Here is a 13,023-nt window from a genome sequence, read left to right on the forward strand (position 1 = left end):
CGAAGCTGCCTCAGGCGTGCTCGACGATCCTGGCCTGGCTGGCGTGGCCGACCTCGCCCGAAAGCCTGGCCACCGCGCCCGGCGTGATCTCGTGCGACAGCAGCCGGTCGAGGTCGACAGGCCGCGGCATCGAAATCTGGCCGCGCGGTATGCGCTTGAAGCCGAGCGGCCCGTAATAGGGCTCGTCGCCAACCAGGATCACGGCGGGTGCACCGGCCTTGGCGGCGGCCTCCAGTGCGATCGCCACCAGCCGGCGGCCGATGCCGAGATTCTTGAAAGCGGGCCGTACCGCGAGCGGCCCAAGCATCAGCGCCCGGCCGGCACCGGCCGCTATGCGCGTCATGCGCACCGAGGCGACGACGAGCTCGCCGTCGACCGCGACAAAGGACAGAGCGCGCTCATGCCCACCGGCCTCGCGGATCTTGTAGGCGGCCAGCACGAAACGACCGGGCCCGAAGGCCTCGTCATTGATGGATTCGATTTCAGGATCGTGCGCCGGGGTTTCCGGCAGGTACTTCACGTCGGCAAGGCTCATGGTCTTTGCGTTCCGGTAGAGGAGGAAAGGTTGCTGCAAACGGCAGCATTCGCCAGTCAGCGCTTCATCAAGCGCGGGCGCCCTTTCGTCGTCGGTCAAACCGGATCAAAGCAAAATCGAACATGCAAAGTGTCCGCTAGCATCAATTTTGCGCCGCCGCAATCGACCCGTTCGCTGGCCCTACCGATTGACGATCTGTTCAGTCCTGACTAATTCCGCAATGCTGCATCGCGCTCTACATGAAGTGGAAACGCGAAAGGATATTTCCATGGGATTGTTGGTCGACGGTAAATGGCAAGACCGCTGGTATGACACCAAGGAAAGCGGTGGCAGGTTCGTGCGGCCGCAATCGCAGTGGCGAGATTGGATCACGCGCGACGGTGCACCGGCGGAAGGCCGCGGCCGAGGCTTCAAGGCGGAGCCCGGCCGCTATCACCTTTATGTTTCGCTCGCTTGTCCCTGGGCGCACCGGACGCTGATCTTTCGCGCGTTGAAGAGGCTCGAAGGCGTCATCTCCGTCTCGATCGTGCATCATTTCCTCGGCGCCAATGGCTGGACGTTTGTCGCCGAGGACGGCGCCACCGGCGACACGCTCTATGGCCTCGACTTCCTGCACCAAATCTACACCAGGGCGGATTCCGCCTATTCGGGGCGGGTGACGGTGCCGGTGCTTTGGGACAAAAAGGAACAGACCATCGTCTCCAACGAATCCTCCGAAATCATCCGGATGCTCAACTCAGCCTTCGATCAATGGGGCGATGCCGGCCTCGATTTCTATCCCCAGGCACTGCGCGGCGAGATCGACGCGATCAACGCGCTGGTCTATCCCTCCGTCAACAACGGCGTCTACCGCGCCGGCTTTGCCACCACGCAGGCGGCCTATGAAGAAGCGTTCGGCGAGCTGTTTTCGACGCTCGATGGGCTGGAGGACCGCCTGTCCAGGCAACGCTATCTGGTGGGTGACCGCATCACCGAGGCCGACTGGCGGCTGTTTACCACTCTGGTGCGCTTCGACCCGGTCTATGTCGGCCACTTCAAGTGCAACCTGCGCCGCATCGCCGATTATCCGAACCTGTCGAACTATCTGCGTGACCTCTATCAGGTGCCCGGTGTAGCGGGTACGGTGAACCTGCATCACATCAAGGCGCATTATTACGGCAGCCACGAAACGATCAATCCGACGCGGATCGTGCCGGTGGGACCGGCGCTTGACTATGGCGCGCCGCATAATCGGGCGAAGTTCGCGAGGGCGGCGGCCTGATCTACCAATAGGGCGATGCTGGCACGCTGCCGAAAACCTCGGCGATCCGCCGCAGCGTCGCCGGTGTGGTGCCTTCCGGCAAGCGGTCGAGTGGGAAAAATCCGGCCTCGGCGATCTCATGGTCGGGCAGTTTCGGCGCGGTCTGGCTGAAATTTTCGATGAGATAGAAACCGACATGGTCGCGGCGGCTGGCGCGGCGGTTGAAATGCATCGACTTCAGCGCCGGCGTGGCGGCCATCGCGATGTTGCCCTCTTCGGCGAGTTCGCGGGCCAGCGCCTCGGCCAGCGTCTCGCCAACCTCGACGCCGCCGCCGGGAAGCTGCCAGCCGGGCACATAGGTGTGGCGAATGAGGAAGACGGAATTGGTGGCGGCATCGTGGATCAGGCCGCGCACACCGAGCGTCATCGGCCGCCGCAGCACGAAATAGAGATGGAACAGCCGAGCCCTCAAGCCCGCCCAGCCGGTCTGGCGGAACGCGGCTTCGTCATCGGTCGGCATCAGTAGCGAAACCGTGGGTGGAAAGCGGCGTGCACGTCGCCTATGAAGGAGGAATGTTCAGGCTCGCGCATATTTCCGATGTCCATCTGGGGCCGCTTCCCGATGTATCCTATCGCGATCTCGCCTCCAAGCGCGTGCTCGGCTACGTCAACTGGCAGCGCAACCGCCGCCGCCACATGCACGATGCGGTCATCGACGCCATCGTCGCCGACATCAAGGCGCAAAGCCCTGACCATCTCGCCGTCACTGGCGATCTCGTCAACCTGGCGCTCGACGGCGAGATCGAGATGGCCAAACACTGGCTCGAGACGCTCGGGTCGCCGCATGACGTTTCGGTCGTGCCGGGAAACCATGACGCCTATGTTCCCGGTGCCTTCGACAAGATCTGCCGGTCATGGACGGCGTGGATGAGCGGCGATGGTGTCAACACGCCGGTCGATCGCAATGCATTTCCCTATCTGCGCGTGCGCGGCAATGTCGCGCTGATCGGCGTCTCGACGGCGCGCGCCACGGCGCCCTTCATGGCCAATGGTTTCTTCATGGAGGGGCAGGCGGCTCGGCTCGGCAAGATCCTCGAGAGCACGGCAAAGCAAGGGCTGTTCCGCGCGATCATGATCCACCACCCGCCGGTGCGGGGCGCCGTCTCCCAGCACAAGCGGCTGTTCGGCATCGCCCGCTTCCACAAGATCATCCGCCGCCACGGCGCGGAGCTCGTGCTGCACGGCCATTCGCATCTGCCGTCGCTGTTCCAGATCGGGCTTCGCGATGCAAAGGTCCCGGTCGTCGGGGTCGCCGCCGCTGGCCAGGCCCCTGGCGGCAATCACCCGGCAGCACAGTACAATCTGTTCGACATCGACGGCGAAAAGGGAAACTGGCGCATCCGCCTGACGCGACGCGGCCTGACCGGACCGTCCATACCGCCCTCCGATCTCCAGACCGTGGAACTCGGTGTCGAGCCCGACGCGGCTATGGCCGCCAGTTGAGAACCATGGCCGAGACGCGGTCCCACAACAGCGCCGCCGACACCGCGAGACCAACCAGTCCGCCGGCGGCGACCAGCCCAAGGCCCGACAGGAAGGCCGACCAGCCCTTGCCTTGCGTCGAGGCTCGCAGCGGCGGCTCGGCTTCCGTGACCTCGGCGCGTCTCATGCCGGCGACCGCCGGCTCGACGCCACCCTCCATCATTCTCCGGCGTTCGACGATGCGCTCGGCGACATAACGCGTCACGGAATCGGCGACCGGCTTCATCTCGGTCGATTCGGCAAGCACGACACGGCCAATGCGAGTGTCCTTGAGGAAGCGGTAGGTGCGGCGGTCGCGCCCCATCGCGACATGGCTGACGGCATCGATCCACAGGCGCGGCTGTAACCCCGAGGAGACGACAAAGTCGAAATTGTCCATGTCGGCTGGCACATCGGCAAAGACGGGCGCGAGGTCCGCGGCCAGGAGGTCGAGGCGCATGCGGTGCGCCTCGCGCATGTCGACGACGACATCGTCGCGGTCAGCGAAGGCGTTCTTCACGTCACGGATGGCATCGGACAGTTTGCTTGACGGATCGATCTTCTCGCCTGCGTCCTTCATCGGCGTCTGCCTCGCGGGGTTGGTTAACACGCAGTTAACACAGCCGCCGGCAAAATGCACTGGCGCGATCAAGGCGGCGAGGCGCCCGTGCGGTGTCGCGCTGGCCCTGTCAGCCGGTCGCGGCTAATTTCGGGCGCAAGGGCCTGGCGCGGCGGTTCATGTTGCGCCGGATGATCGTGGCGATCAGCTCGGGCGCCTCCTCGATCAGCATATGGCCAGCCCCCGGGACGTGCTGCACATGGAATTGCACGGGCAGATTGTCCGTATGGCTAGAGGGTAGCATCGGGTCATCGCTTCCCCAGACCACCATCACCGGCATGGTCAGTGTTTCCAACCGGTCGCGCGGGATGACGCCCTGCCGGTCTTGGCTGGTCATGGCGGCAGCGATCTCGATGAGTTTCTCGACCTGGCCGGGCCGCCCGCGCATGTCCCCAAGGGCGTCCACGGCGTGATCGATGGGCCGCGTCTGTGGTCCCGACATCGCCGAGAGGCACGCCTGGATGTCGGATGGGTCCCTTGCGGCGGCAAAGCGGCGCAACAGCGGACCGTTGATCTCGGTGCCGAAGCCGCCAGGCGCCAGAAGTGTCAGCGACGCCACCTTCTCGGGCTCGGCCAGTGCCATCAGCGCCGCCACCGCGCCGCCCATCGAGTGGCCGACCAGATGAACGCGCTTTACCGATCGCGCGGTGAGATCGGCCAGGACGGCCCTTGCCGCCAGCTTGGCCGGGCCGGCACCGGGGAAATCGAGCGACAGCCCGTGCCCCGGCAAATCATAGGCGAGTGTGCGTACCGAAGGCGACAGCGCCGGGATCACGTCGTGCCAAATATCGTGGCAGCCGCCGAAACCATGCAGCAGGACGATGGCCTTCGAGCCAGCACCCTGTTCGGCGACGTGAAGCGATGCGATCATGAAATCTGAGAGCTTTATTGCGGAACGGCAAGGTGAGAAATGCGGCTGGTTTGCCCCTTGTCCAGAACGATGGCCAGTAAAATTTTCACGACGACTGGCGCTTGCGACCTCCCGATCTCGCGAGTTCGCGTGACAAAGCCGGCAAATCAGTCATATCGGGACTTTGCCACCTGCTTTCGGCGGCCAACAATTCGATCGGTCCAAACAGTCCTGTTCGGAGGACGTCAGCTCGCGTTGCCGAGGCCTGCCGCGCGCAGGGCTCCAACCAGCCGCTCGGTCAGATCGGGCGGATATTTCCGGTCGATGAAGGTCGCGCGCGGGTCGGCGGCGAATTTCGGAAATTTGGCGGTCAGCTCGTCGACCAGCTTGCGCGCCAGATTGTCCTGACCGGCGATCTTGGCACCGATCAGCCGGGCGGCAAGATAGTGCGACTTCGTTGCGGTTGTTCTCAAAGAGGAACTGGCGATCGCGGCCTTGTTCGTGTCGCCAAGCATGAGTTCGCCGGCGAAAAGTCCAAAATCCCACCATGTCGGATGACCGCTGGAGGCGTCCACCGCCTGGGCCAGGATCGGCGTCCCCTCGGCATAGCGGCCGGCGAAAATCAGCCCGTAGCCATAAGCGGCGGCCATGGCGAGATCGTAGGGATTGAGGTCATAGGCCTTGCGCATCCAGCGCAGCGCCTCGTCGGCGTTGCCAAGACGGGAATTGATGTAGCCGTAGGAACGATGCGCGTAGGGACTGGTCGGCCCCATCTGCACGGCGCGATGGGCGAATGTCATCGCCTTCTCGATCGTGGCATCCGGCGGATAGGCGTAGTGGTCGTTCACGGCCTCCAGGTGGAGCGAGGCGATTTCCGAATAGACCAATGGTGATTTGGCGCCATTTTCGGCGAGGGTTTCGAGGCAGCGATAGGCGGCCTCGTGGGTCCTGGCGTTCTGGTCGAGATAATATTTGTCGTTGAGCGTCAGGCACTGCGTGAGGGCGGTTTGTATGCCGCTCTGTTCGAGATAGCTGTAGATCATGCCGGAAGCGGGAAGAGCGGACGTCAAGATGCCGGCTATACGGCTCTCGACGGTGGTCGGCGCGCTGTCGGCGGCGGTAAGGTTGCGCGACAAAAGCACCCGTCCGGTCGCCACGCTCTGCAGTTCGATCGTGATGTCACCCGTATCCGGCCCAGGCAGGATATCGAAGATGAAGCTCGTCGCGCTAGCGACCGGATCGGTCTTGTTGACGGTGTCGCGACCGATGAAGTCGATCGTATCGAAGCCGCTCAGTCCGGCACGCAGCGTTGCGGCGACACGGCTGGCATCCGTGCCACTGGCCTTGACGGCGATGTAGACGAGCGGCAAAGCCTCGCTGGCGGCGGACGGCGCGATGCTGCCGGTCAGGCCCGCGGTCTCGAGCGTGGTCGCAAGGTCGCTGCCTGCCAGCAGCGCACCGCTTCCCTGACGCAATATCAGAACGCCGAGCATGGCTATGACCACGGCGATCGCCATCCAGAAGAACCGGAGATGGCGTGCCACCGAGGGCTCCGGCGCCGCCGCCGGTGCCAGCAATGCAGCGGCGGCAATGGCATCACCGGGGGGCTCGGATGGTGCCGCTACGGCTTCGATCTGCTCGGCGGGTTTCGCAGGTTCCGGCAAGCGGATCGCGTTGAGCTCATAGGCCGGGACATAGCTGCCGCGCGGTATCGCTATGCGAAACGGCTCCGCGACGCCTTCATTGGCGAAATATTGCTGCAGCAGCTCGCGTAGCCTGCCCGCCTGCACGCGTACCACCGCGTCGGTCGAAGGATCGAAATCGCCATCCTTGCCGAAGACATCCATGGCGATGGAAAAGCCCTTGAGCCGGTCGGCTTCGCCTGCCTGTTCGCGCTCGACAAGATAACGCAACAGCTTGCGTGCACGCTCGGATCGTCCGAACGTTTCGCTGGCAAGCAGTCGCTCTAGTGTCTCGCGCACTGCGGGGGCGGCAGGCGTGGCATGCTGCAAGTGTCGATCCTCTCGAAGTCGGCACAGGTTGAGGCGCGATCATATAGTTCCCGCACCGGCACACAAGTATGCACCCATTATGCGATCGCGTACCTCACCGGAGAATACTCTGGTGGTTAACGGCCCTGCCGGTATAAGCCACGGCATGGTCGTGAGAGTCGGCATCGGCCAGTCGAGGCCAGAGCCTTTTGCGGGCTTGAAAAAGTGGCGGCGCGGAGAGCTGTTCCTGCCTCCGGCGCCGCCGACCGGCCGATGCTACCGCGCCTTGCGACCGACGATACGATTGGCCGCCGACGTCACCGCTTCCAGCGAGGCGGCGACGATGTTGGTGTTGATGCCGGCGCCGAACAGCTTGCCCCCGGGATATTCCATCTCGACATAGGAGATGGCCGACGCGTTCGAGCCGCGCTGCAACGAGTGCTCGGAATAATCGAGCACCGACATGTCGACGCCGACATGGCGCGACAGCGCATCGACGAAGCCGTCGATCGGGCCCGTGCCGGTGCCTGATATCGTCACTTCCTTGCCATTGTCGAGGATGACCGCCTCGATCACCCGCCGGCCCTTGACCTCGGTATCGGGATAGGTGTGGTGGTCGAGGAATTTCAGCCGCGCGCCCGGCTGGTCGACATAGGTCTCCAGGAAGCGCTCGTAAATGCGCTTGGCCGGAACCTCCTTGCCTTCGGCATCGGTGATCGCCTGGATCGCCTGGCTGAACTCGATCTGCAGGTTGCGCGGCAGATTGAGGCCGTAATCGGCCTGCAGCACATAGGCGATGCCGCCCTTGCCCGATTGCGAGTTGATGCGGATGATCGCCTCGTAGCTGCGGCCGACATCGGCCGGGTCGATCGGCAGATAGGGCACTTCCCAGTGCGGCGTGTTGGCCTTCTTCAGCGCCTTCATGCCCTTGTTGATGGCGTCCTGGTGCGAGCCGGAAAAGGCCGTGTAGACGAGTTCGCCGACATAGGGATGGCGCTCGGGAATCTTCAGCTGGTTCGAATATTCATAGACGTCCTTCATCCGGTTGATGTCGGAGCAGTCGATGCCCGGATCGACGCCTTGCGTGTACATGTTGAGCGCCAGGGTGACGATGTCGACATTGCCGGTGCGCTCGCCATTGCCGAACAGCGTGCCTTCGACGCGGTCGGCACCAGCCATCAGACCGAGTTCGGTGGTGGCGATGCCGGTGCCGCGGTCATTGTGCGGATGCAGGGAGATGATCAGGTTTTCCCTGGCGTCGAGGTTGCGGCACATCCACTCGATGCGGTCGGCATAGATGTTGGGCGTCGACATCTCGACGGTCGACGGCAGGTTGATGATCAGCTTGTTGTCAGGCGTCGGCCTGACGATCTCGGTGACGGCGTTGCAAATCTCCAGCGCGACCTCGAGTTCGGTGCCGGTGAAGCTCTCCGGCGAATATTCGAAACGGTAGCCGCCGCCCGCCTTGGCCGCCATGTCGGTGATCATCTTGGCGGCGTCGGTGGCGATGCGCTTGATGCCGCCGACATCCTTCTCGAAGACGACGCGGCGCTGCAATTCGCTGGTCGAGTTGTAGAAATGCACGATCGGGTTGGTGGCGCCGTTGAGCGCCTCGAAGGTGCGGCTGATCAGTTCGGGCCGGCACTGGACCAGCACCTGCAATGACACATCGGCCGGCACATTGCCTTCCTCGATGCACCAGCGGGCGAAGTCGAAGTCAGTTTGCGAAGCCGACGGGAAGCCGATCTCGATCTCCTCGAAACCCATGTCGAGCAGCAGCGCGAACATGCGCGCCTTGCGCTCGTGGCCCATCGGATCGATCAGTGCCTGGTTGCCGTCGCGCAGGTCGACCGAGCACCAGATCGGGGCCTTGTCGATCACCTTCGAGGGCCAGGTCCGGTCGGTGAGACCGACCGTAGGATAAGGTTGGTATTTTCGGGCTGCGTCCGGCATGCCCCGGCCGACCTGCTTGCCGGTCGCGGCCTCGCTGGCGCGGATGTCTTCTCGTGCGTTCATCGTCGTTTCTCCCGGCGGCTGGCGGTCCACCTTTCAGGCGGATGTGGTGCCAAGCGGCGCCTTTACCAGATTTTCGTTCGCTTGATATGATTTGCCAAGGAGCATGCGCTTGCGCGGCGGTTCGACCGCCGGGCGCTCCTTCAGCGAACCCGGCGATCGCCGATAAGGCCGAGAAGAAGCAGGGTCGAGGCAAGCGCGCGAACGGTCTCGCCGGCAAAGCCGGTCTGACGGGAAGCGGTGGTGGCGCGCGTGTTCATGGCCGCTCTCATACAGGAGCGGCCTGTTGGAGGCAAGCGGGGCCGGCCCGGTCGAATTTTATCCCTAACGCGGATGCTCTTCCCCGCGCGCTGCAAATGCGCCAGACTTGAACGGTGGCGGGGTGCCGCCGGCAGGGGTCATCCATGAATTTCGTGTTCTTCTCGCCGCATTTTCCCGCCAACGGCGCCGATTTCTGCGACCGGCTGAAGAAGGCCGGCGCGACCGTGCTCGGGATTGGCGACGCACCCTTTGACGCTCTGGACGGCAAGCTGAAGGCAGCGCTTTCGGAATATTACCGTATCGCCGACATGGAAGACTACGATGCGGTGTTCCGGGCGATCGGACATTTCATCCACAAATGGGGCCGCATCGACCGGTTCGAATCGCTCAACGAGCATTGGCTGGAACTGGAAGCCAACATCCGCACCGACTTCAACATCTACGGCACCAAGCTCGATTTCGTGAAGAATCTGAAGCGCAAGAGCCGCATGCGCGCCTTCTTCCGCAAGAGCGGCGTCGAGACCATCGCGCAGCGCAAATGCTCCGACCGGGCCGGCGCCATGACCTTCATCCGCCGCGTCGGCTATCCCGTGGTGGTAAAACCGGATTCTGGCTCCGGCGCTTCGAACACGTTCAAGATCTCGAATGCGAAAGAGCTCGACCAGTTCTTCCGGGACAAGCCGGAGGATGTGACCTTCGTCATGGAGCAGTTCATCGAGGGGCTGGTGGTGACGTATGACGGGCTGGTCAACCGCGACGGCGAGGTGGTGCTGGCGGCCAGCCATCGCTACGACCAGAGCGTCATGGAGGTGGTCAACAAGGACCGCCACATGAGTTACACCTGCTTTCCCCGGATCAGGCCTGTCGTAGAGGAGGCCGGCGGCAAGATCCTGAAAGCATTCGACGTGCGCGAACGCTTTTTCCACATCGAACTGTTCGAGACCAGGGACGACCGCATCATCGCTCTGGAGGTCAACATGCGCCCGCCCGGCGCCTGGATGACCGACGCGATCAACTACACGTTCGACATCGACGTCTATGCGGCCTGGGCAGACATGGTCGTGAGGGACGCAGCCGGCGGCCCCTATGAAGGCAAGTATTTCACCGCCTATGCCAGCCGCAAGCGCCACCTCGACTATTTGCACAGCCATGCGGACGTGCTAGCCGCGCACCGCGACAAGATCGTCCACCATCAGGCCATCGAGAAGGTTTTCAGCCGCGCCATGGGAGATTACGCCTACCAGATGCGCTCGAAGGATCAGGCGGAGCTGCGCGAGGCGGTTGCCTATATCCACGCGGAAAAGGCTTGAGGACATGGACATTTCCTATCACAAGGCTTTCGCCCGCAATCTCGGCCGCGACATGGAGTACAAGCGCTATGGCCATGCCGGCCGGCCCGTCGTGGTGTTCCCGACCTCGCAGGGCCGGTTCTACCAGTTCGAGGATTCCGGCGGGGTGGGCGCGCTCGCCGAATTCATCGACACCGGCCGCATCCAGTTGTTCACGGTGGACGGCATCGATTCGGAATCCTTCTTCGACAAGCGTGCCGACCCCGCGCACCGCATCGCCCGCCACGAGGCCTATTTCCGCTATGTGCGAGAGGAGGCGCTGCCGGAATTCCTGGAAACCGCCGCGCAGGCCAATGGCGGACGGCGGCTGAAGCCCTTGTTCTCAGGCTGTTCGATGGGCGGCTACCATTCCTCGAACTTCGTCTTCCGATTTCCCGAACTCGCCAGCGGCGTCATCTCGCTGTCGGGTGTCTATTCGGCCCGCGATTTCTTCGGCAAGGCGCTCGACGGCGACATCTTCTACAACTCGCCGCTCGATTATCTGCCCGGCATCGTCGACCCGAAATTGCTGGCGCGGCTGAAGGCGCTGAGGCTTATCTTCTGCTGCGGGCAGGGCGCCTGGGAAGAGCGCATGCTGGTCGAGACGCGCCAGCTGGAACAGATCCTGCGCGACAAGTCCATTCCCGCCTGGGTCGACTATTGGGGCGGCGACGTCAGCCATGACTGGCCGTGGTGGCACAAGCAACTGGTCTATTTCTTCGGCCGCTGGCTGGATGATGATCTGATGCACAGGCTGGATTGAGGTGCATTGATATTCAGGTGAGGCTGGCCTGCAAATGGCGGCTTCCTGCGCTTCCCCGCTCTATTGCGTCGCAATAGAGCTGTGCTCACGTACTTTAAGTACGCTCCGCTCCGGTTCTCGGAAGCCACCATTTTCGACTCAGCCTGACCTGAATCTCACTGCACCTGCGCGCGCATGAATGACCACACCAGAGCCCATCCGCCGCTTGCCTTGTCATCAGCCGCACCTACCCTTCCTGGCAGGCCGGCACCGGTACGGTTTCGTGTTCGGGCGCGGATCCTCGGCGCAGGCCGAGGAACACGACAAGGGCGGTGACGATGGTGATTGCCGCCAGGACGATCAGCAGCCTGTCGAACGCCGTTTCGTAGGCCTCGACCAGAACGGCGGCGCCGGCCGCCGGCGAATGTTGCGCGGTTCCGCCGACATTACCGGTCACCAGCAATTGCGCCGCGGCAGCCGCGTCGCTGGACGGCGCAGCGCCTCGAGCGGCGAGCTGCCCTGCGGTGAAGCCTGACAGCGTCGCCATGACGATGGCCAGTGCCACACCCTCGCAAGCGACACGCGTGGTGTTGAAGATGCCGACCGCCATGCCGGCGCGCTCCGTTGGCACGACGCTGACGGCCAGGCCATCCATCAATCCCCAGGGCAAGGCGATGCCGACGCCGATCAGGATCAGCGGCGCGACCAGCGCGACGTCGATCGATGGCGTCAGGCTCAGCCAGACCAAGCCAGCCGCCGCGACGAGCAGGCCAACGCCGCAAATGGTGGCCGGAGCGATCCAGCGCGCGAGCTGGCCGGCGAGCAAGGGCAGGACCAGCAACGGCCCCGAGAGGCAGATCATCAATTGCCCGGCCTTGATCTCGCTCATCCCCTCGATGCCGATGAAGCGGATCGGCAAAAGCACAAGCAGGACCACGAAGCCATAGGCGGGCGCCGCCGCAAGAAACTGGACGCCGACGAAGCGAGGAAAGCGAAACAGGGTGAGATCGAGCATTGGCCGGCGCGCGCGCCGCTCGACGACGACGAACAGCACAAAGCAAAGGACGGTAACGCCGAGAAGCGTTACCACCAGAGGATCGGCCCAACCGCTCTGCGGCGCCTGCAACACGCCATAGGTGAGCGAGGCCAGCGCCACCGTGAAGGTGCCGGCGCCCGCCCAGTCGAGGCCGGTCGCATCCGGGTCACGCGATTCCCTGATGGTGCGCAGGCCGAGGATCGCCGAGGCGACCGCGAGTGCCACGACCAGAACAAAGATCGACCGCCAGCCGAACGCGGCGATGAGCAGGCCGGAAGCGATCGGGCCAAAGGCCAGCCCGATGCCGAAACTGGTGCCGAGTAAGGAGAAGGCGCGCAGCCGCAATGGTCCCTCGAATTCCTGGGCAAGTGCGGAGGCGCCGCCGGCGAAGGCCAAGGCACTGCCCAGCCCTTGCGCGGCCCTGAAGACGTCGAACCAGGCGATGTCGGGCGCCAGCATCGCGCCGAGCGAAGCGAGGATGTAGAGGGCGAGACCGACGAGGAAGATCCGCTTGCGGCCATGATTGTCGGCCAGGGCGCCCGCCGCCATCAGGCTGGCGCCGAAGGTCAGCATGAAGGCGTTGGTCACCCAGTTGAGCGCGATCGGGCTGCCGCCGAGATCGGCCGCGATGCGGGAGAGCGCGACGGCCGGGCCGGTGAAGGTCAGGGGCATCGTCATGGCGGCAAGGCATACGGACAAGAGCACGAGCCATCTCTCGGCCGGGCCGATTGTGATCTTCAAGGTCATGGATTTTCCTATCTGAGCAGTCTGTGCCGGCATGCCGCGCAATCGCGGCGCCCGGTCATGCGACCAAGATAGGTCGGCGACGGCTCCGGAAAAATGGTATCAAATATCTCGACATAACGGACTGAAACGCTCGAATGGAG

General features: G+C 63.7%; 11 protein-coding genes. 4 read left to right on the forward strand and 7 right to left on the reverse strand.

Going from position 1 to position 13,023, the window contains the following annotated elements:
* Positions 1 to 10 precede the first annotated feature (10 nt).
* Positions 11 to 535, reverse strand: coding sequence for an N-acetyltransferase (locus EN845_RS09815; RefSeq protein ID WP_127869807.1), 525 nt, complete (start codon positions 533 to 535; stop codon positions 11 to 13).
* Positions 536 to 803: 268 nt separating this feature from the next.
* On the opposite strand from EN845_RS09815, the gene EN845_RS09820 reads away from it, so the two are divergent.
* Complete coding sequence (locus tag EN845_RS09820) at positions 804 to 1,796, forward strand: glutathione S-transferase family protein (protein ID WP_127869806.1); 993 nt, start codon at positions 804 to 806, stop codon at positions 1,794 to 1,796.
* A gap of 1 nt (position 1,797) precedes the next feature.
* Here the strand turns inward: EN845_RS09820 and EN845_RS09825 are convergent, their stop codons facing one another.
* Entirely contained in the window at positions 1,798 to 2,295 is a 498-nt protein-coding gene (locus EN845_RS09825) for an NUDIX domain-containing protein (protein WP_127869805.1), read from the reverse strand.
* A gap of 53 nt (positions 2,296 to 2,348) precedes the next feature.
* Here EN845_RS09825 and EN845_RS09830 point away from each other — a divergent pair, with 53 nt between their 5' ends.
* Positions 2,349 to 3,278: a metallophosphoesterase gene (locus tag EN845_RS09830; RefSeq protein WP_127870021.1), complete on the forward strand. Its 930-nt coding sequence runs from the start codon at positions 2,349 to 2,351 to the stop codon at positions 3,276 to 3,278.
* Here EN845_RS09830 and EN845_RS09835 read toward each other — a convergent pair.
* From EN845_RS09835 to leuA, 4 genes are all read right to left on the reverse strand, one after another.
* Positions 3,262 to 3,876: a hypothetical protein gene (locus EN845_RS09835; protein WP_127280843.1), complete on the reverse strand. Its 615-nt coding sequence runs from the start codon at positions 3,874 to 3,876 to the stop codon at positions 3,262 to 3,264. The two genes, EN845_RS09830 and EN845_RS09835, sit on opposite strands and share 17 nt — an antisense overlap.
* Positions 3,877 to 3,985: 109 nt before the next feature.
* Positions 3,986 to 4,786: an alpha/beta fold hydrolase gene (locus EN845_RS09840; protein ID WP_127869804.1), complete on the reverse strand. Its 801-nt coding sequence runs from the start codon at positions 4,784 to 4,786 to the stop codon at positions 3,986 to 3,988.
* Between the two features lie 224 nt (positions 4,787 to 5,010).
* On the reverse strand, positions 5,011 to 6,777 hold the full coding sequence (locus EN845_RS09845) for a hypothetical protein (RefSeq protein ID WP_127869803.1): 1,767 nt from the start codon (positions 6,775 to 6,777) through the stop codon (positions 5,011 to 5,013).
* Between the two features lie 255 nt (positions 6,778 to 7,032).
* Positions 7,033 to 8,772: a 2-isopropylmalate synthase gene (leuA, locus tag EN845_RS09850; protein ID WP_127869802.1), complete on the reverse strand. Its 1,740-nt coding sequence runs from the start codon at positions 8,770 to 8,772 to the stop codon at positions 7,033 to 7,035.
* A 401-nt stretch (positions 8,773 to 9,173) separates the two neighbouring features.
* Between leuA and EN845_RS09860 the strand changes: the two genes are divergently transcribed.
* Positions 9,174 to 10,340: an ATP-grasp domain-containing protein gene (locus EN845_RS09860; RefSeq protein WP_127869801.1), complete on the forward strand. Its 1,167-nt coding sequence runs from the start codon at positions 9,174 to 9,176 to the stop codon at positions 10,338 to 10,340.
* A gap of 4 nt (positions 10,341 to 10,344) precedes the next feature.
* Positions 10,345 to 11,121 carry an alpha/beta hydrolase-fold protein gene (locus EN845_RS09865; RefSeq protein WP_127278818.1) on the forward strand — a complete coding sequence of 259 codons (777 nt, stop codon included), beginning with the start codon at positions 10,345 to 10,347 and terminating at the stop codon, positions 11,119 to 11,121.
* A gap of 226 nt (positions 11,122 to 11,347) precedes the next feature.
* Here EN845_RS09865 and EN845_RS09870 read toward each other — a convergent pair whose 3' ends face one another.
* Positions 11,348 to 12,883 carry an MFS transporter gene (locus tag EN845_RS09870; RefSeq protein ID WP_127869800.1) on the reverse strand — a complete coding sequence of 512 codons (1,536 nt, stop codon included), beginning with the start codon at positions 12,881 to 12,883 and terminating at the stop codon, positions 11,348 to 11,350.
* Positions 12,884 to 13,023: the final 140 nt, after the last annotated feature.

Source organism: Mesorhizobium sp. M8A.F.Ca.ET.202.01.1.1 (assembly GCF_004791595.1).
Lineage (GTDB): Bacteria > Pseudomonadota > Alphaproteobacteria > Rhizobiales > Rhizobiaceae > Mesorhizobium.

Bases quoted from the DNA above. Each gene is read 5' to 3' on its own strand.
- EN845_RS09835 (WP_127280843.1), bottom strand. From the start codon at position 3,876: ATGAAGGACGCAGGCGAGAAGATCGATCCGTCAAGCAAACTGTCCGAT.
- EN845_RS09825 (WP_127869805.1), bottom strand. From the start codon at position 2,295: ATGCCGACCGATGACGAAGCCGCGTTCCGCCAGACCGGCTGGGCGGGC.
- EN845_RS09860 (WP_127869801.1), top strand. From the start codon at position 9,174: ATGAATTTCGTGTTCTTCTCGCCGCATTTTCCCGCCAACGGCGCCGAT.
- leuA (WP_127869802.1), bottom strand. From the start codon at position 8,772: ATGAACGCACGAGAAGACATCCGCGCCAGCGAGGCCGCGACCGGCAAG.
- EN845_RS09840 (WP_127869804.1), bottom strand. From the start codon at position 4,786: ATGATCGCATCGCTTCACGTCGCCGAACAGGGTGCTGGCTCGAAGGCC.
- EN845_RS09870 (WP_127869800.1), bottom strand. From the start codon at position 12,883: ATGACCTTGAAGATCACAATCGGCCCGGCCGAGAGATGGCTCGTGCTC.
- EN845_RS09820 (WP_127869806.1), top strand. From the start codon at position 804: ATGGGATTGTTGGTCGACGGTAAATGGCAAGACCGCTGGTATGACACC.
- EN845_RS09815 (WP_127869807.1), bottom strand. From the start codon at position 535: ATGAGCCTTGCCGACGTGAAGTACCTGCCGGAAACCCCGGCGCACGAT.
- EN845_RS09865 (WP_127278818.1), top strand. From the start codon at position 10,345: ATGGACATTTCCTATCACAAGGCTTTCGCCCGCAATCTCGGCCGCGAC.
- EN845_RS09830 (WP_127870021.1), top strand. From the start codon at position 2,349: ATGTTCAGGCTCGCGCATATTTCCGATGTCCATCTGGGGCCGCTTCCC.